The organism is Tropicibacter alexandrii (assembly GCF_003667315.2).
Taxonomy (GTDB): domain Bacteria; phylum Pseudomonadota; class Alphaproteobacteria; order Rhodobacterales; family Rhodobacteraceae; genus Tropicibacter; species Tropicibacter alexandrii.
Genome location: NZ_RCTZ02000001.1, coordinates 265007 through 283891 on the forward strand (window position 1 = coordinate 265007; position 18885 = coordinate 283891).

19 protein-coding genes are annotated in these 18885 nt (G+C 65.1%); 16 read left to right on the top strand and 3 right to left on the bottom strand.

Going from position 1 to position 18885, the window contains the following annotated elements; genetic code table 11:
* Positions 1-24: 24 nt before the first annotated feature.
* Both guaA and bmt read left to right on the top strand, forming a co-directional pair.
* Positions 25-1596, top strand: a complete 1572-nt coding sequence (guaA, locus tag D8Z78_RS01355; RefSeq protein WP_121631529.1) for a glutamine-hydrolyzing GMP synthase — start codon at positions 25-27, stop codon at positions 1594-1596.
* 149 nt (positions 1597-1745) lie between these two features.
* A complete protein-coding gene (gene bmt / locus D8Z78_RS01360) occupies positions 1746-2771 on the top strand; it encodes a betaine--homocysteine S-methyltransferase (RefSeq protein WP_121631528.1) in 1026 nt (341 codons plus the stop codon).
* Between the two features lie 42 nt (positions 2772-2813).
* Here the strand turns inward: bmt and D8Z78_RS01365 are convergent, their stop codons facing one another.
* Entirely contained in the window at positions 2814-3899 is a 1086-nt protein-coding gene (locus D8Z78_RS01365) for a PA0069 family radical SAM protein (RefSeq protein ID WP_206169617.1), read from the bottom strand.
* Positions 3900-4071: 172 nt separating this feature from the next.
* On the opposite strand from D8Z78_RS01365, the gene D8Z78_RS01370 reads away from it, so the two are divergent.
* From D8Z78_RS01370 to D8Z78_RS01385, 5 genes are all read left to right on the top strand, one after another.
* Complete coding sequence (locus D8Z78_RS01370) at positions 4072-4776, top strand: corrinoid protein (protein WP_121631527.1); 705 nt, start codon at positions 4072-4074, stop codon at positions 4774-4776.
* Between the two features lie 93 nt (positions 4777-4869).
* The gene (locus D8Z78_RS01375) at positions 4870-5085 is read left to right on the top strand and encodes a hypothetical protein (protein WP_121631526.1); all 216 of its coding nucleotides are present in this window, start codon (positions 4870-4872) and stop codon (positions 5083-5085) included.
* Positions 5085-5399, top strand: a complete 315-nt coding sequence (locus tag D8Z78_RS01380; protein WP_121631525.1) for a YbjQ family protein — start codon at positions 5085-5087, stop codon at positions 5397-5399. The genes D8Z78_RS01375 and D8Z78_RS01380 overlap by 1 nt, the downstream gene beginning before the upstream one ends.
* Positions 5400-5481: 82 nt before the next feature.
* Positions 5482-5655, top strand: coding sequence for a hypothetical protein (locus tag D8Z78_RS24470; protein ID WP_164932855.1), 174 nt, complete (start codon positions 5482-5484; stop codon positions 5653-5655).
* Positions 5639-6298 (top strand): DUF1638 domain-containing protein, encoded by a 660-nt coding sequence (locus tag D8Z78_RS01385; protein ID WP_121631524.1) that lies wholly within the window; start codon positions 5639-5641, stop codon positions 6296-6298. Before D8Z78_RS24470 ends, D8Z78_RS01385 begins: the two co-directional genes overlap by 17 nt.
* A gap of 35 nt (positions 6299-6333) precedes the next feature.
* Here D8Z78_RS01385 and D8Z78_RS01390 read toward each other — a convergent pair whose 3' ends face one another.
* Positions 6334-7833: a divergent polysaccharide deacetylase family protein gene (locus D8Z78_RS01390; protein WP_164932856.1), complete on the bottom strand. Its 1500-nt coding sequence runs from the start codon at positions 7831-7833 to the stop codon at positions 6334-6336.
* A gap of 156 nt (positions 7834-7989) precedes the next feature.
* On the opposite strand from D8Z78_RS01390, the gene D8Z78_RS01395 reads away from it, so the two are divergent.
* From D8Z78_RS01395 to lexA, 7 genes are all read left to right on the top strand, one after another.
* Positions 7990-8571, top strand: a complete 582-nt coding sequence (locus D8Z78_RS01395; RefSeq protein ID WP_121631522.1) for an anthranilate synthase component II — start codon at positions 7990-7992, stop codon at positions 8569-8571.
* Complete coding sequence (trpD, locus tag D8Z78_RS01400; protein WP_121631521.1) at positions 8568-9590, top strand: anthranilate phosphoribosyltransferase; 1023 nt, start codon at positions 8568-8570, stop codon at positions 9588-9590. Before D8Z78_RS01395 ends, trpD begins: the two co-directional genes overlap by 4 nt.
* Before the next feature lie 280 nt (positions 9591-9870).
* Positions 9871-10533, top strand: a complete 663-nt coding sequence (locus tag D8Z78_RS01405; protein WP_121631520.1) for a uracil-DNA glycosylase — start codon at positions 9871-9873, stop codon at positions 10531-10533.
* On the top strand, positions 10530-11333 hold the full coding sequence (gene trpC, locus D8Z78_RS01410) for an indole-3-glycerol phosphate synthase TrpC (RefSeq protein ID WP_121631519.1): 804 nt from the start codon (positions 10530-10532) through the stop codon (positions 11331-11333). The genes D8Z78_RS01405 and trpC overlap by 4 nt, the downstream gene beginning before the upstream one ends.
* Positions 11330-11803: a cyclic pyranopterin monophosphate synthase MoaC gene (gene moaC / locus D8Z78_RS01415; RefSeq protein WP_121631518.1), complete on the top strand. Its 474-nt coding sequence runs from the start codon at positions 11330-11332 to the stop codon at positions 11801-11803. Before trpC ends, moaC begins: the two co-directional genes overlap by 4 nt.
* Entirely contained in the window at positions 11800-12963 is a 1164-nt protein-coding gene (locus tag D8Z78_RS01420) for a molybdopterin molybdotransferase MoeA (RefSeq protein WP_121631517.1), read from the top strand. The genes moaC and D8Z78_RS01420 overlap by 4 nt, the downstream gene beginning before the upstream one ends.
* Positions 12964-13083: 120 nt before the next feature.
* Positions 13084-13779, top strand: coding sequence for a transcriptional repressor LexA (gene lexA, locus D8Z78_RS01425; RefSeq protein ID WP_121631516.1), 696 nt, complete (start codon positions 13084-13086; stop codon positions 13777-13779).
* Here lexA and D8Z78_RS01430 read toward each other — a convergent pair.
* The gene (locus tag D8Z78_RS01430) at positions 13773-15836 is read right to left on the bottom strand and encodes a ComEC/Rec2 family competence protein (RefSeq protein WP_121631515.1); all 2064 of its coding nucleotides are present in this window, start codon (positions 15834-15836) and stop codon (positions 13773-13775) included. The two genes, lexA and D8Z78_RS01430, sit on opposite strands and share 7 nt — an antisense overlap.
* A gap of 76 nt (positions 15837-15912) precedes the next feature.
* Here D8Z78_RS01430 and gltX point away from each other — a divergent pair, with 76 nt between their 5' ends.
* Positions 15913-17322 carry a glutamate--tRNA ligase gene (gene gltX / locus D8Z78_RS01435; protein ID WP_121631514.1) on the top strand — a complete coding sequence of 470 codons (1410 nt, stop codon included), beginning with the start codon at positions 15913-15915 and terminating at the stop codon, positions 17320-17322.
* 78 nt (positions 17323-17400) lie between these two features.
* Positions 17401-18690, top strand: a complete 1290-nt coding sequence (gene gltA, locus D8Z78_RS01440; protein ID WP_121631513.1) for a citrate synthase — start codon at positions 17401-17403, stop codon at positions 18688-18690.
* Positions 18691-18885: the final 195 nt, after the last annotated feature.

Consider the following 18885-nt stretch of genomic DNA (forward strand, 5'->3'; position numbering starts at 1 on the left):
CCCACCCCCTGCCTACAGGGAGACATGACCCAAGCCCAGCATGACCGCCTTCTGATCATCGACTTTGGCAGCCAGGTAACGCAGCTGATCGCGCGTCGCCTGCGCGAGCTGAATGTCTATTGCGAAATCCATCCCTACCAGAACGTCACCGATGACAGTCTGAGGGAATTTGCCCCCAAGGCCATCATCTTTTCCGGCGGCCCGGATTCGGTGATGCGCGAGGGCAGCCCCCGCCCGCCCAAGGCGGCCTATGAGCTGGGCGTGCCGATTCTCGGCATCTGCTATGGCCAGCAGGTGATGATGCATGACCTCGGCGGCCGGGTCGAAGCGGGCGAACACGCCACCGCCGAATTCGGGCGCGCCTACGTTTCGCCGACCGAGCGGACCACCGATTTCTTCAACGGCTGGTTCATGGACGGCACGGGGCGCGAGCAGGTCTGGATGAGCCACGGTGACCACGTCGCCGAACTGGCCCCGGGGTTCGAGGTCTACGGCACCTCGCCCGGCGCGCCCTTCGCGATGACCGCCGACCTCGACCGCCGCTTTTACGCGGTGCAGTTCCACCCCGAGGTCCATCACACGCCCAACGGCAAGACTCTATACGAGAATTTCATCAAGCTGGCGGGTTTCACCGGCGACTGGACGATGAACGCCTATCGCGAGGAAATGATTGCGAAAATCCGCGAGCAGGTCGGCGACAAGAAGGTCATCTGCGCGCTGTCCGGCGGCGTCGACAGCTCCGTCACCGGCATCCTTCTGCACGAGGCGATTGGCGACCAGCTGACCTGCGTCTTCGTCGATCATGGCCTCTTGCGCCTGAACGAAGCGGAGCAGGTCGTCGCCATGTTCCGCGACAACTACAATCTCAACCTGATCCATGCGGACGAGGCCGACCTGTTCCTCGGCGCGCTTGAGGGCGTCAGCGATCCCGAGGTCAAACGCAAGACCATCGGCAAGCTGTTCATCGACGTGTTCCAGAAATACGCCGACCAGATCGAGGGCGCCGAATTCCTCGCGCAAGGCACGCTCTACCCCGACGTGATCGAAAGCGTCAGCTTCAGCGGCGGCCCGTCGGTGACGATCAAATCGCACCACAATGTCGGTGGCCTTCCGGAAAAGATGGGGCTCAAGCTGGTCGAACCGCTGCGCGAGTTGTTCAAGGACGAGGTGCGTGCACTGGGTCACGAACTCGGCCTGCCCGCGTCGTTCATCGGCCGCCATCCCTTCCCCGGGCCGGGTCTGGCGATCCGCTGCCCCGGCGAGATCACCCGCGACAAGCTGGAGATTCTGCGCAAGGCCGACGCGATCTATATCGACCAGATCCGCAAGCACGGTTTGTATGACGAGATCTGGCAGGCCTTCGCCGCGATCCTGCCAATGCGCACCGTGGGCGTGATGGGGGACGGGCGTACATACGATTACGCCCTCGCCCTGCGCGCGGTGACGTCGGTCGATGGCATGACGGCGGATTATTATCCGTTCACGCATGACTTCCTCGGCGAGACCTCGACCCGGATCATCAACGAGGTAAAGGGCGTCAACCGCGTCTTCTACGATTGCACGTCCAAACCGCCCGGCACGATCGAGCTGGAGTGACCCAAAGGGATGGTGGGCGGGGCGCCTTCGAGCGAAGCGAGAACAGCGTCGTCCCACCATCCTCCTCATATAAAACATGCGTATTATGAATTTGCCTTGCCTTGCGGGCTGTGAAACACAGCCAGTGCATGCAAACAAAGGTTCCCTTCATGACCGACGCACTGACCCGCGCCCTCGCCTCGCGCGACTGGATTCTCGCCGACGGCGCCACCGGCACAAACCTGTTCAACATGGGGCTCCAGTCCGGTGACGCGCCGGAATTCTGGAACCGTGACGAACCCGAGAAAATCCGCACCCTGTATCGCAACGCGGTCGAGGCCGGGTCCGATCTGTTCCTGACCAACAGCTTCGGCGCCAATGCCTCGCGCTTGAAACTGCACGATGCCGCAGACAAGGCCTATGAATTCTCGAAACTCGCCGCGGAACTTGGCCGCGAGGTTGCCGACGCCTCGGGTCGTGAGATCATCGTTGCCGGCTCCGTCGGCCCCACCGGCGAGATCATGGGCGCGGCGGGCACGCTCACCCACGAAAGCGCCGTCGCCATGTTCGAGGAAACCGGGCGCGGCCTGCTGGATGGCGGCGCGGATGTGCTCTGGGTCGAAACCATCTCCGCCCCCGAGGAATACAAGGCCGCCGCCGAAGCCTTTGCCAATCTGAACGCGCCATGGTGCGGCACCATGAGCTTCGACACCGCCGGGCGCACCATGATGGGTCTGACCTCCGAGGCGATGGTCAAGATGGTCGAAGACCTGCCCAATCCGCCCATCGGTTTTGGCGCCAATTGCGGCGTCGGCGCTTCTGACCTGCTGCGCACTGTGCTGGGCTTTGCCGCCACCGGCACCGAACGCCCGATCATCGCCAAGGGCAATGCGGGCATCCCGAAATATGTCGATGGCCACATCCACTATGACGGCACGCCCGAGCTGATGGGCGAATATGCCGTGATGGCACGGGCTTGTGGGGCCAAGATCATCGGCGGCTGCTGCGGCACCATGCCCGACCACCTGCGCGCCATGCGTGCGGCGCTGGAAACCCGCGAGCCGGGTCCGCGCCCCACGCTTGAAGAAATCGCCGCGACACTGGGCGGCTTCTCGTCCGACAGCGACGGCACGGGCGACGACGCGACCGAGGGCCGCGCCCGCCGTGGCAGCCGCCGCCGCAGCAAGGCAGATTGAGCCATGACGACCGCCTGCATCAGGCCCGCCGCGTGCGGGCGGTCAGAACAACGACAGTTGGTCGCCCGCCTTCGGGGGGACGCGAAAAAGGTCGCATCGCAAGGGTGGCTGGGCTTCATCGAGGCCCAACGCACGCGTCGCGCGCCTGAACCGCTGCGCGATCAAGTCGGCATAGGGTCCTTCCCCACGCATCCGTACATGCCATTTCGGCGAGTAGACCGCGCCGCCATGCATGGCGCGCAGGTGGCCCATGATCCGCGCCGCGCGGTCCGGGTAATGCTCGGCCAGCCAGTCCTGCCACAGCTCGGCAACCTCCAGCGGCAGCCGCAACATGATCCAGCTGGCCGAGGTGGCGCCCGCATCGCGCCCGGCTTCGAGGATATGTTCCAGCTCCGGATCGGTCAGCGCCGGGATCATCGGCGAGGCCATGACGCGCACCGGAACCCCGGCGTCGGTCAAGCGGCGGATCACCGCAAGACGGCGCAGGGGCGCGGGACAGCGCGGCTCCATCTTGCGCGACAGGGCTGCGTCCAGCGAGGTGACCGACAGGCCCACCCGCGCCAATCCCTGCCCGGCCATATCCGACAGAATGTCGATATCCCGTTCGATCAACGTGCCTTTGGTGACGATGGCCACCGGGTGGCGAAAGTCGCGCAGCACCTCGAGACAGGCGCGCATGATGCCGCGATCGCGCTCGACCGGCTGATAGGGGTCGGTGTTGGTGCCGATGGCCAACGGCGCCACCGCGTAGCGTTTCGCCGACAATTCGCGCGCCAGCACCTCGGGCGCGTCGGGGCGCGCAATCAGCCGGGTCTCGAAATCCAAGCCCGGCGACAGCCCCAGATAGGCATGGGTCGGGCGGGCGAAACAATAGATGCAGCCATGCTCGCACCCCCGGTAGGGGTTGAGCGACCGGTCAAAGGGCAGATCCGGGGACTTGACGTAGTTGATGATACTGCGCGGGCGTTCCTCGGTGACGACTGTGCGCCACGCAGCCGTCTCTTCGGGCAGGTCCCAGCCGTCATCCACCGGCACGTGGCTGAAACGCTCGAACCGGCCGGTCGCGGAACTCGCCGCGCCGCGCCCCGGACGCAACGATTTGTCGATGATGATGGGCACGTCATCCATGCCCCCAAACTAGAACACAGCAAGAACATTGACAAGCCGGAGGCATTCTTGGCCACTCAGGTCGGAAGCGCCTTACCGCATGTCGCAATCCGCCAATTGCCTGCGCAAAAACCTGACAGATAGTCGCAACAATACGGGACCTCCCCGGCCCCCCGATCCAAGGAATACTGACATGTCCGACCAAGAAGACGACATCATCCTCTCCGAACTCGACGACGAGGAGCTTGTCCAACAGATGTTCGACGACCTTTACGACGGTCTCAAGGAAGAGATCGAAGAGGGCGTGAACATCCTGCTGGAGCGCGGCTGGAGCCCCTACAAGATCCTGACCGAGGCACTGGTCGGCGGCATGACCATCGTCGGCAAGGACTTCCGCGACGGCATCCTGTTCGTGCCCGAGGTCCTGCTGGCCGCCAACGCGATGAAGGGCGGCATGGCCATCCTCAAGCCGCTGCTGGTCGAAACCGGCGCACCGCGTCAGGGCAAGATGGTGATCGGCACGGTCAAGGGCGACATCCACGACATCGGCAAGAACCTCGTTTCGATGATGATGGAAGGCGCCGGGTTCGAAGTCGTCGATCTGGGCATCAACAACCCGGTCGAAAACTACCTCGAGGCGATCGAGCGTGAGCAGGCCGACATCCTCGGCATGTCCGCCCTGCTGACCACCACCATGCCCTACATGAAGGTGGTGATCGACGCGATGGTCGAAAAAGGCATCCGCGACGATTACATCGTTCTGGTCGGTGGCGCGCCCCTGAACGAGGAATTCGGCAAGGCCATCGGCGCCGACGCCTATTGCCGGGACGCGGCCGTCGCCGTGGAAACCGCAAAGGACTATATTTCGCGCAAGCACAACCAGATGAGCGCGGGCTGAGCCTTGCGTCCCTGAACGATCTGAAGGCCCCTCCGGACGGTGGGGCCTTTTCTTTTGCGGCGGATCTGTCCATGCTCGCCACGGGAGCACCGCATGAAACTTGATACACTTGTATTGATCACCGTCTGCGTCCTCGCCGGGTTCGCGGTCACGACGTGGTTGAGCATGCTCGTACTGGCGGCCTTTGCGGTGCCTTTTGCGTGGCTTGCCCTGTTTCCCGCGGCGCTGGTGGGATACGTGATCTACCGGGTGATCGCCGAACGCGTCGGCAATGCCGAAGACGACCACTATGACGGGATGAAACACTGATGCTGATCGCCACCACGGATACGCTTGCGGGCCACACCGTGACCCTGTCGCTTGGGCTGGTCCGCGGCGCGACCGTGCGGTCCAAGCATGTCGGCACCGACATCGTGGCCGCGCTGAAATCCATCGTCGGCGGCGAATTGTCCGGCTATTCGTCCTTGATGGCGGGTGCGCGGGAACAGGCCATCGACCGGATGATCGCCGAGGCCGAGAAGATGGGCGCCGACGCCATCGTCGGCATGCGGATCCAGACTTCGGCCATTGCCAAGGGCGCGTCCGAGATCGTCGCCTATGGAACCGCCGTCCGTCTGGGTTGAGCAGCGGATATCCGCGAAAATCTCCAATCCAGCCTTTTTCTTTTCACCCATTTGCCACATATAAGAGGTATAGGAGGTCCGAATGCCCGTCACATCCTTTGCCATGCTTGTCTTTCTCGTGATCGCCGCAGCGGCGCTGACCGTCTGGGCCGTCGCATCGTGGGGTTTGCTGACCATGCTTCCGGTTCTCCTTCTGGCTGTGCTGGTTGCCCGATGGGCGCTTGCGCACGTACCTTACGATGACCACCGAACCTGACGCAGCCCCCCTGCCCGATGATGTAACGCTGACGCGCGACGGACTTGCCCCGCGTGGCGAAGGCCGTGTTCTGCTGATCGCCTGCGGCGCGCTGGCGCGGGAAATCCTTGCGCTGCGCGATCGCAACGGGTGGGACCACCTCGACCTGACCTGCCTGCCCGCGATCCTGCACAACCATCCGGAAAAGATCACCGACGCGGTGCGAACCGCCGTGGACAAGCATCGCGACGACTACGCGCGGATTTGCGTGGTTTACGCCGATTGCGGCACTGGCGGCCTGCTGGAGGCAGCCTGCGCCGAGATGGGTGTCGCGCTGGTGCCGGGTCCGCATTGTTATGCATTCTTCGACGGGATCGACCGATTCGCCGCACGGGACGAAATCACCGCCTTCTACCTGACGGATTTCCTTGTCCGGCAATTCGATGCCTTCGTGTGGAAGCCGCTCGGTCTCGACCGGCACCCGCAACTGCGCGACATGTATTTCGGACATTATGAGACGTTGGTCTATCTCGCGCAGACCGACGACCCCGAACTGACCGCCAAGGCAGAGGCGCAGGCGGCGCGGTTGGGGCTGCGCTTCGAACGTCGGATGACCGGCTACGGCGATCTCGCGACCACCCTGTCGCACTGGGCAGACCGTTGATCTGAGGGAGGATGGGTCGAGACCCATCCTACCCGCTATTGCCCTGCGGACTCGATCAGGACAGTGGAAACCGGGACCAGCGCAATCGCCCCGCTGCGGTCCTGCAATCCCCAAAGCAACAGCGCCGAGATCGTGTCGGGCCGCAGCCGCCCCAACATGATCACAGCCCCTTCCTGACGCGCACGAAACGCCGCCTGATCCAGCGTGCGACGGATGACGGTGCTGTCCTGCCCTTCGGAATCGAGGTCCCGGAACAAGGTCGCCGAGGGTACGCCGGCCTTCAGCGCCAGCTTTTGCGCCGTGTTCAGACCTTTCGGCATCATGACCACGCCATGTCCGCTTTCGGAGAGAACGGACGTCACTTGGTCAGAGACCTCCTTGCTGGGTTGCAGGCTGGCCTCCGGGTCTTCGATCACCGCGACCGCCTCGGACAGCTGTGCCAGCGTTCCGGACAAGGTGACCTCGACATCCGAAGGACGCGCCCCGGCTGGCAGGCTGGCCATGGCCAGCACTTCGAAGCCCATGTCACGATAGGCCGCCTGCGCGCCCGCAGGATCGGGATGATCCGGCGTGATGGCAAAGCTGACCGGGAACGGGAAGGCATCGAACGCATCCGGACCCATGACCTGCGTGCCGTCATCGACCAACACGATCGCCATGCGCGGGACATCGGCGGCCACCTCGACCGGCGCGGCAAAGCGCAAGAGCGGGCTGTCCGGGGTCGGCTCGGCGACGGGCTCCGCGTCCGGTTCTTCGGCCCCGATGCGCGGCAAGCGGCCCTCGGGAACGGCGGGCGTGCGATCCAGCAAGGACCCTGCTGGACGACCGATACGCACGCCGTCCTCTGCCGGTGCGTCCTCCGGTTCGGTAACGCCGGGTCTGACCGTTACCCGGGGTTCGGGTTCGGGCTCGGCGTTGGGTTCGGGCTCTGGTTCGGCATCGGCTTCGGCCACGCGGTCCGGCTCGGCTGGCGCGATCTCGGGCTGCTCCGCAGGTTCGACCCCCTCGGGCGCGATTTCAGGGGCGAGCGCGCTGTCCCCATCCGGCACCGGCGGCAGCGGCGGCTGGGCCGGGTCCAAGGAGATATCGGGTTCGGCTTCCGGTTCGGGGGCGTCGGGCGCCTGCCCCTGATCGACCGGCAAGACCGGCGCATCCGTGGCCACGGCAATCCCTGCGCCCTCGTCCGCGGGCGCTGCACCCTCGGGGGCATCCGGCGCCGCACCGATTTCCGGCGCCTTGGGCGGGGCGGTGTCGACTCCGCTTTCCACCGGGCGGGGCGGCACGGGCGGCGCTTCGGGCTCGCCCTCGGGCGCGTCGACGGCGACTTCGGGGGCAGGCAGACGGCCCGGCTTTGCCGGGTCCTGTGGCGCTGGCGCTGCGGCTTCGGGCCGTTCGCCCGTGGGCGCAGGATAGGGCGCGGTCTCGGACGGTGCCACCGCCTGCACCGGCATCTCGCTCAGTTGCGACAAGGTCCCGGCCCCGATTCCGGCCACGACCGTACCCCAGATTACGCCTGTCAGAAATCCGCGTGCCATCGCGCCTGCCCCTTTGACCTTTGCCGGCCCGGCCCCGTGTACCCGGGCCTCGGGCGGCGTGTTCTCCCCGGCGGGCCTTGACGCCATGCCGCCCGCCTGCGCATGTATACCGCGAGTTTTGGCCCTCGTGCCAGCCCCAAGACAACGGGACCGCCCATGCTTCTCCTGATCGACAATTATGACAGCTTTACCTACAATCTCGTGCACTTTCTCGGGGATTTGGGGGCCGAGGCGGTTGTCCGCCGCAACGACGCGCTGACGGTGCAGGATGCCATGGCGATGAACCCGTCGGGGATCGTGCTGTCGCCCGGGCCGGGCACGCCGTCGCAATCGGGCATTTGCCTCGCCATGGTCGAGGCCGCCGCCGAGACCGGCATTCCGCTGCTGGGCGTCTGCCTTGGCCACCAGACCATCGGGCAGGCCTTTGGCGGCACCGTGGTGCGCCATTCCGAGATCGTGCATGGCAAGATGGGCGAAATCCACCATAAGGATGGTGGCGTTTTCAAGGGCTTGCCCTCGCCCCTGCAGATGACCCGCTATCACAGTCTGGTGGTGCAGCGCGACGATCTGCCCGAATGCCTCGACGTCACTGCCACCCTGCCCGACGGCACGATCATGGGCCTGTCGCATCGCACGCTGCCCATTCATGGGGTGCAGTTCCACCCCGAAAGCATCGCCTCGGAACACGGGCATGACATGCTGCAAAACTTCCTGAACGAGGTGAAAATCCCCGCATGAGTGACGACCTGAAGCCGCTGATCGGCCAAGCCGCAGACCGCCCCCTGTCCCGCGCCGAGGCCGAGACCGCCTTTACCGCGCTGTTCGAAGGGGCGGCGACGCCCGCGCAGATCGGCGGGTTGTTGATGGCGATGCGCACCCGGGGCGAGACGGTGGATGAGTATTCCGCCGCCGCCAGCGTGATGCGCGCCAAGTGCAACAAGGTCGCGGCCCCCAGTGGCGCCATGGATATCGTCGGGACGGGCGGCGACGGCAAGGGCACGCTGAACATCTCGACCGCGACGGCCTTTGTCGTGGCGGGGGCTGGCGTGCCGGTGGCCAAGCATGGCAATCGCAATCTCAGCTCGAAATCCGGCGCGGCGGATGCGCTTGGTCAGATGGGCATCGACGTGATGGTCGGGCCGGATGTGGTGGAAAAGGCGCTGGCAGAGGTCGGCATCTGCTTCATGATGGCGCCGATGCACCACCCCGCCATGGCGCATGTTGGCCCTGTTCGGGCCGAATTGGGCACGCGCACGATCTTCAACATTCTCGGTCCCTTGACCAATCCGGCCGGGGTGCGGCGGCAACTGACCGGTGCCTTCACCCGCGACCTGATCCGGCCCATGGCCGAAACCTTGGGCCAGTTGGGGTCCGAGCGCGCGTGGCTGGTCCACGGCTCGGACGGCACCGATGAGTTGACGATCACGGGTGTCAGTTGGGTTGCGGCGCTGGAGGAGGATGGCGCGATCCGCGATGTCGAGCTGCACCCCGAGGATGCGGGCCTGCCGGTTCACCCGTTCGAAGCCATCGTCGGCGGCACGCCCGAGCAGAACGGCGCGGCGTTCCGCGCGCTTCTGGCGGGCGAGGCGTCGGCCTATCGCGATGCGGTGCTGCTGAACACCGCCGCCGCTTTGACCATCGCGGGCAAGGCTGGTGACCTTCGCGAGGGTGTGGCCATGGGGCGTGAAAGCATCGACAGCGGGGCGGCGCTGGCCAAAGTCGAGGCCTTGGCAAAAGCGACCCGTCCGAAGGGCTGATACCGACTGCAAGACGTTCCTGCGCGCCCGACCTGTCTGGCATTGAACGGTCGGGAGCGCCGCCGTTTGGCGCAATCATGCATGAAACGCCTGATTTCGTGCCTTGACTGCCCCGCTGATGGATGAAGCGATCTGAACACAAGGGCCTGCCAGTGGCATCATGCGCAAAACGCCGGTTTTCATGCTTCAAATGCCCGCGTCAGGCGGTAATCATGCACAAAACGCCCGCATTCGTCGCTCAAATACCGTCGCTTCGACCACAGGGGACGCCGCCCAAGACATGCCATACCTGACACCCCCAGCGACTTGGCAGGAACTGCCCTTTTTCGTGCAGGAACTGCCCGCCATCGAAGCGCATCTTGCGCAAAACGCCCAAAATCATCTGCCACCTGCCCATCAGGTCTTTGCCGCTTTGTCAGCGTGCCCGCCGGAAACGACCCGTGTTGTGATCCTCGGGCAGGATCCCTACCCCAAACCCGGCCATGCCCATGGCCTCGCGTTTTCGGTGGAACCCGATGTCAGGCCCCTGCCGCGCTCGCTGACCAACATATACAAGGAACTTCAGGACGACCTTGGGGCCTGTCCCCCCGATGGCGACCTGCATTTCTGGGCCAATCAGGGAGTTCTTTTGCTCAACACCGCGCTGACCGTCCTGCCGGGACAGGCGGGCGCGCATGCGAAACTCGGATGGTCCACCCTGACCGAACAGGTGCTGACGAAACTCGATGACAGCCCCCGCGCCTTTGTCCTGTGGGGCAACCACGCGCAGGGCTTTGCCAAGCATCTGACCCATCCCGACCACCTGATCCTGCGCTCGGCCCATCCCTCGCCCCTGTCGGCGCGCAAGGGCTTTTTCGGCTCCCGCCCCTTTTCCCGCATCAACGACTGGCTTAAAGCAAGGGGCGACACGCCGATCAACTGGACCACGCCGGAGGCCCCATGACCACCACGATCCTCGACAAGATCAAGGCCTACAAGCTGGAGGAAGTCGCCGCCGACAAGGCCGCCAAACCGCTCAGCACCATCGAGGCCGAAGCGCGCGAGGCCCCCGCCATCCGCCCCTTTGCGCAGGCGCTGTTCGACGCGGCCAAGACCGGCTACGGGCTGATCTCCGAGGTCAAGAAAGCCTCGCCCTCCAAGGGGTTGATCCGCGCCGACTTCGACCCCGCAACGCTGGCCAAGGCCTATGAGGACGGCGGTGCGACCTGCCTGTCGGTGCTGACCGACACCCCCAGCTTTCAGGGCGCGAAACCCTTTCTGACCGCCGCGCGCCAAGCCACCAACATGCCCGCGCTGCGCAAAGACTTCATGTATGACACCTATCAGGTGGCCGAGGCGCGCGCGCTGCACGCCGATTGCATCCTGATCATCATGGCCTCCGTGTCCGACGCGCAGGCAGCGGAACTGGAAGACGCGGCCTATCACTGGGGCATGGACGCGCTGATCGAGGTGCATGACCGCGCCGAACTCGACCGCGCGCTGGCGCTGAAAAGCCCGCTGATCGGTGTGAACAACCGCAACCTCAAGACCTTCGAAACCACGCTCGACACCACGCGCGAGCTGTCGAAGGGTATCCCCGAGGGGCGCTTCCTGATCTCGGAGTCGGGGCTGAACACGCCATCCGATCTGGCCGACATGGCCGCCCATGGCGCACGCGCGTTTTTGATCGGCGAAAGCCTCATGCGGCAGGAAAACGTGCGCGAAGCGACCGAAACCTTGCTGAAAAACCCGGTGCCCGCATGAGCGACCTGACCCATTTCGACGCCCACGGCAACGCCCATATGGTCGATGTCTCGGACAAGGCCGTGACCTCGCGCATCGCCACCGCCGAGGGCTATGTGAAGATGGCGCCCGAGACCTTTGCCCTGATCACCGAAGGCCGCGCCAAGAAGGGCGACGTGATCGGCGTCGCGCGGCTGGCGGGCATCATGGGCGCAAAAAAGACGCCCGAGCTGATCCCGCTATGCCACCCCCTGCCCGTCACCAAGGTCACCGTCGATCTGACACAGGATCCCGACCTGCCCGGCCTGCGCATCACCGCCACCGTCAAGACCACCGGCCAGACCGGCGTCGAGATGGAGGCGCTGACAGCGGTCTCGACCTGCGCGCTGACCGTCTATGACATGGTCAAGGCGGTCGACAAGGCGATGGAAATTGGCGGCATCCGGGTGATCCTCAAGGATGGCGGCAAGTCGGGGCGCTACGAGGCATGATCACCGTCAGCGACGCGCTCGACCGCCTGTTCGCGCTGGCCCAACCGCTTGGCACCGAAGAGGTGCCGCTGCTGCAGGCCAACGGCCGCTGGTTGACGCAGACCGTCACCGCGCGGCGCGACCAGCCGCCCTTTCCGGCCTCGGCCATGGATGGGTACGCCGTGCACGCGGCAACTCCGGGCGAGACCCTGACAGTCATCGGCGAAAGCGCGGCCGGGCATCGGTTCGACGGCATGGTTGGTGCCGGACAGGCCGTGCGCATCTTTACCGGCGCGCCAGTGCCCGAGGGGGCGACGCGAGTCGTCATACAGGAAGACGTGACCCGCACCGGCGACACGATCACGGTGAATGAGGCCGAAGGCGGCACCAATATCCGCCCCGCCGGGACGGATTTCGTCACCGGCACGGAAATCTCCGCGCCGCGCCGGCTCGGCCCCAACGACATCGCGCTGATGGCCAGCATGAACATCGCGCGGGTGCCCGTGGCGCGGCGGCCCAAGGTGGCCTTGATCTCGACCGGCGACGAGTTGGTGATGCCCGGCGAGACGCCCGGCCCCGACCAGATCATCGCCTCCAACACTTTCGGCTTGTATGCCTTGCTGCAAAATCTGGGCGCCGAGCCGCGCCTGCTGCCGATCGCGCGGGACAATGCCGCCTCCTTGAAGACCGCGTTTTCCCTGATCGGCGACGCGGATCTGGCGATCACCATCGGCGGGGCCTCGGTCGGGGATCACGACCTTGTCGCGCCGGTGGCGGCGGACCTGGGCATGGAGCGGGCGTTCCACAAGGTGGCGATGCGCCCCGGCAAGCCTCTCATGTCCGGGCGTCTGAACAAGGCGATGATGATCGGCCTGCCCGGCAATCCGGTCTCGGCCATGGTCTGCGGCCATGTCTTCGTCGCGCCGGTGATCCGGGCGATGATGGGGTTGGGCGCCGCGCCCGCGCCACGACGCACCGCACCACTGGCTGCCCCGGTCGCCGGGAACGGACCGCGCGAGCATTACATGCGCGCGCAATTGGACGAGTCAGGGCTGACCAGCTTTGAACGGCAGGATTCGAGCCTGCTGAGCGTTCTGGGGGCCGCAAACGCGCTATTGGTGCGCCCGGCTGGCGACGATGCGCGCAGAGCGGGTGAAATCGTCGAATATTTACCGCTCTAACCACAAGTTAACCAATCATTAGGGACTGCTCCGCACACTGTGGATTAAATTCGACTTTTGTTGACACAAAACGGGAACGTGAGTAGAACAAAAGTTAACGAAAGCGGAGAGGCCCGGGCAATGCTGACGAAGAAACAACTCGACCTGCTGGATTTCATCAACAAGCGTGTGGCGCGTGACGGTGTGCCACCCAGCTTTGACGAGATGAAGGAGGCGCTCGATCTGAAATCGAAATCGGGCATTCACCGGCTGATCACGGCGCTCGAGGAACGCGGATTCATCCGCCGTCTGGCGCATCGCGCCCGCGCCATCGAGATCGTCAAGCTGCCCGACAGCCTTGGTGGCAAGCCCGCCGGTTTCACCCCGAAGGTGATCGATGGCGACCGCCCCGACAGCCTGCCCCAAGCGGCCCAACAGGTCAGCCGCGCCGATGTGGCCGAACTGCCGATCCTTGGCCGGATTGCCGCCGGTGTGCCGATCGAGGCGATCAACGACTCGCCCCCGGAAATCGCCGTGCCCGGCGCCATGCTTTCGGGACGTGGGCGGCACTACGCGCTGGAGGTCAAGGGCGACTCGATGATTGAGGCCGGGATCAACGATGGCGACGTCGTGGTGATCCGCGAGACGTCGAGTGCATCGGACGGCGATATCGTCGTCGCGCAGGTCGAAGGCTACGAGGCCACGCTGAAATATTTCCGCGAGCGCGGTGACAGCGTCGTGCTGGAGGCGGCCAACCCCGCATACGAACCGCGCATCCTGCCCAAGGGGGCAGTCGCCGTCCAAGGGCGTCTCGTCGGGCTGATCCGCACTTATTGAGCAACGGCGAGGCGGGTCGGACCTGTTTCCGGCCTGCCATGCCAAAGCCTTTTGCCGCTTTGGGCCACGTCCGTGACAAGACGCGGCCCGCTCTCGTCGAAATAGACGGCCACTGAACCGGTGCGTTTCAGACGTTTCGGATCGAGGATCAGGCAGCCCCCCTCCACCACCAGATCCGTGCTCGACACAAGGATGTCGCCGGGAGTACAGCCCTCGACGCTGCGCGCGGCGCGCTTGCCTTGCACATGGATCAACGCGCCGCCCGGCATCGCGGCCCACGCCAGCCGGTCCCTGACCGGTTCGGGCCACAGTTCAGCGGCGCCGGATTGATCGACAAGCAGGCCGTCATTCTCCAACCAAGTCGAGGCGACGAAGCCCGCGCCGCTGTCGCGCGACAAGGCCCGGCCACGGTCGGTCATCAGCCCGACCAAAGTGCCACTGTCCGAGATCAGCACGTCTGGGCGCTCGGTCCCGGCCCAGCCCATCAGCGCAAAGGCCAGCGGAGCCAGCCCCGCCAGCCGCCCCGGCCCCCGCCACAGGCACAGGATCAACCCGCCCATAGCTATCACCGGCAGCACCCACGGGGCAGGCGCCACCACGGGCCGCACCGCGCCGGGCCAGTCCATGACCGTATGCGCGACCCACAGGATCCAATCCAACCCCAGCCCCATGATCCACAACCCGATCCAGTCCAGCCCGAACGGCATCAGCAGCGCCGACAGCACCCCTGCGGGCACCACCACAAGGCCCATGACCGGCACCGAGACGAGATTGGCCAGCAGGCCGTAGCTGGCGATCTGGTTGAAATGCGCCATGCCCACCGGCCCCGTCGCCGCCCCCGCCACCGCCGAGGACAGCGCGACGCCCAACACCGCGTTGACCCATTTCGGCAAGCGGCGCTGGGATCGCGAGAGCAGCTCGAACACCGCCACCAAGGCCGTGGTCGCGGCAAAGGACATCTGGAACCCCGGCGACAGCAGCGCCTCGGGCCGGATCGTCAGCACCACCACCGCCGCGATGGCGACGGAGCGCAGCGACAGCACCCGCCGGTCCAGCATCAGGGCCGTCAGTCCGACCGCCGCCATGATGAAGGCACGCTGCGTCGCAATTGCCCCGCCCGACAGGGCCAGATACCCTGCAGCCGCCAGCAGCGCCCCCGCCGCCGCCCATTTCCGCAAGCCTCCTGAATGGCGTGTCGCGGGGATCAGCAGCAGTCCCAGCCGCAGCGCCGCGTAGACGAAGCCCGCCAACAGCCCCATATGCAGACCGGAAATCGCGATCAGGTGGGCGAGATTGGTGTCGCGCAGGGCCTTCAACGTGGCCTGATCCAGCCCCGACCGCTCGCCGGTCATGATCGCCGCGGCAAATGCACCGGTATCGCCGGTCAGTGTCTTTTGCACCCGTGCAGACAGCCACATCCGCGCCTTGAACACCCACAGCCCCTCGTCCGGTGGGTCGAGCAGCAAAAGCGGGTTGCGGGTATAGCCCACCGCGCCCAAGCCCAGAAACCACGCGTGGCGGCGGAAATCGAAGCCCCCCGGCTCGACCGCGCCGCCCGGTGCGCCCAGATGCCCGGTCAGGATCACGAGCGCGCCGGGCTCCGGGTCGGCAAAGCCCTGTTGGCCATGCAGCGACACCCGCACGCGGCGCGGGGTCTCGGCCGGGTCCATGCGCTCCAGCACCACGCGGTCCAGCGTCAGCCGCACCGCGTCCGAAGACGACCGGTCGATATCCACGATCCGGCCCTCGATCGCGCCGTAATAGCGGAAATCCAGCACCGGGCCGGCCACCCAATGCGCGCGCAGCCCCGCCCAGCCGAAGCCAAGGCAGATCAAGCCGACAGCGACCACCAAAGGCCCGAACACCGCGCCAAAGGGCACCATGCGGAAGGCCGACAAGCCGCCAAGGCCCATCAGCAGCAACAGCCAGATCGCCGGCTCCCACCGGATCTCGAAATAGGCGCCGATACCGAGTGCCAGAAACACCGGGGTCCAAGGGAACAGGTGTCCCCTCTGGCTCAGCAGCAGCGCCGCTGGCGAAGTCAGCTTCAGGCCCATGCTTGCCCCGGTCACAGTGGCTCGTTAGGAACGCGTCAAGCTTTGCCCCAGACCCGTAAGGAAAAGGTTAACCAAGATGACCGACGTCGTGACCCGTTTCGCCCCGTCCCCCACCGGCTACCTGCATATCGGTGGCGCGCGCACGGCGCTGTTCAACTGGCTGTATGCGCGGGGACGCGGCGGCAAGTTCCTGCTGCGGATCGAGGACACGGACCGCGCGCGCTCCACCCCCGAGGCGACGGCGGCGATCCTCAAGGGGCTCGACTGGCTGGGTCTGGACCATGACGGCGAGGCGATAAGCCAAGCGGCGCGCGCCGAGCGCCATGCCGAGGTGGCATTGCAGATGCTGGCCGAGGGCAAGGCCTACAAGTGCTTTTCCACGCAGGAGGAGATCGAGGCCTTCCGCGAGGCCGCCCGAGAGGAGAAACGCTCGACCCTGTTCCAAAGCCCGTGGCGCGATGCGGACCCCGCGACGCATCCCGATGCGCCCTACGCCATCCGCCTGAAGACCCCGATGGAAGGTGAGACGGTGATCGAGGATCAGGTGCAAGGCACCGTCCGCATCCAGAACGACCAGCTCGACGACATGATCCTGCTGCGCTCGGACGGCACGCCGGTCTACATGCTGGCCGTGGTGGTCGACGACCACGACATGGGCGTGACCCATGTGATCCGGGGCGACGACCACCTCAACAACGCGGCGCGCCAGATGGGCATCTACACGGCGATGGGCTGGCCCCTGCCCGTCTACGCCCATATCCCGCTGATCCACGGCCCCGATGGCAAGAAGCTGTCGAAGCGTCACGGCGCGTTGGGGGTCGAGGAATATCAGGCCATGGGCTACCCCGCCGCCGGCATGCGCAACTACCTCGCGCGGCTGGGCTGGAGCCATGGCGATGACGAATTCTTTACGGATTCTCAGGCAAAGGAGTGGTTCGACCTTGATGGAATCGGCAAGGCGCCCGCCCGGCTGGACTTCAAGAAACTGGAACACCTGTGCGGTTTGCACATCGCGCAGGCTAAGGATGCTGCGTTGCTGCAAGAAATCGAGGCTTATCTTGACGCGTCGGATGGTGCGACCTTGCGCCCCGAGCAGCGCGCCATGCTGCTGGAGGGCATGTATTGCCTCAAGGAACGCGCCAAGACCTTCCCGGAACTGCTTGACAAGGCTCACTTTATCCTGACCGACACGCCCATCGAGCCGGAAGAGAAGGCCGCGAAGAACCTTGATACGGTATCCCGTGGTATACTGGGATCGTTGACGCCGCACTTGCAAAATGCTAGCTGGACGCGAGATGAATTGGAGGCGGTTTTGAACCGCTTTGCCGAGGATCAGGGCACCAAGTTCGGCAAGCTGGCCGGACCGATGCGCGCCGCCCTAGCGGGCCGCGCAGCGACGCCCTCGGTCTTTGACATGATGCTGGTACTGGGCCGCGAGGAAACCATTTCCCGTCTGGCCCACGCCGCGGCCGGGGCGACGGCTTAGAACCGTCCGGGGCCATGTGACTTCAACCGGCAGGGCCGACCACGGCCCGGCCTCACGCGACAAAGAGGGATGACAAGCATGGCTGACAAAAGCGCCAAACTGACGATCGACGGCAAGGAATTCGAGCTGCCGATGCACTCGCCGACCGCAGGCCCCGACGTGATCGACATCCGCAAGCTGTACGGCCAAGCGGGCGTGTTTACCTATGATCCCGGTTTCACCTCCACCGCGTCCTGCGACTCGACCATTACCTTCATCGATGGCGACAAGGGCGAGCTGCTGCACCGCGGCTACCCGATCGACCAGCTGGCGGAAAAGTCGCACTATCTCGAAGTCTGCTTCCTGCTGCTCTACGGCTACCTGCCCAAGGCCGAGGAACTCGAAGAGTTCGAGAACACGATCACCCGGCACACCATGCTGCATGAACAGATGCAGTATTTCTTCCGCGGGTTCCGCCGCGACGCGCACCCGATGGCGATCATGGTGGGCGTGGTCGGCGCAATGGCGGCGTTCTACCACGACTCGACCGACATCTCCGACGAGCGCCAGCGCGAGATCGCTTCGCATCGCCTGATCGCCAAGATGCCGACCATCGCCGCATGGGCCTACAAGTATTCGGTCGGTCAGCCCTTCGTCTATCCGCGCAACGACCTGACATATTCAGAGAACTTCCTGCATATGTGCTTTGCCGTCCCGGCGGAGGAATACAAGGTCGACCCGATCCTGTCCCGCGCCATGGACCGCATCTTTACCCTGCACGCGGATCACGAACAGAACGCCTCGACCTCGACCGTGCGTCTGGCTTCGAGCTCGGGTGCGAACCCGTTCGCCTGCATCGCCGCCGGCATTGCCTGCCTCTGGGGTCCGGCGCATGGTGGCGCCAACCAAGCCTGCCTCGAAATGCTCAAGGAAATCGGCACCCCGGATCGCATTCCCGAATTCATCGCCCGCGCCAAGGACAAGAACGATCCGTTCCGCCTGATGGGCTTTGGCCACCGCGTCTACAAGAACTTCGACCCGCGCGCGACCGTGATGAAACAGTCCGCCGACGAAGTGCTTGACCTGCTGGGCGTCGAGAACAACCCGATCCTCGCCACCGCGAAGGAACTGGAAAAGGCGGCGCTCGCCGACGACTACTTCGCCGACAAGAAGCTGTTCCCGAATGTCGACTTCTATTCCGGTGTCATCCTCGAGGCGATGGGCTTCCCGACCTCGATGTTCACCCCGATCTTTGCGCTGTCGCGCACCGTCGGCTGGGTCAGCCAGTGGAAGGAACAGCTGGCCGATCCGCAGATGAAGATCGGTCGCCCGCGCCAGCTGTACCAAGGCGAAACCTTCCGCGACTACGTCGATATCGAAAACCGCTGATCCCGAAGCTACAGAAATTCAAAAGGGCGGTCCGGACCTATCCGGATCGCCCTTTTTCTATACCAATGCGAATCGCGCCTTCGTTTCCGGCCCCCGCTTGGCCCCAAATTATGGGTTAATTGCGACACTTACCCGGTAGAGTTTCCCGAACAACAATTTCAGAACCTGAGGCATTGTTTTCAATCCAGCGCCGGT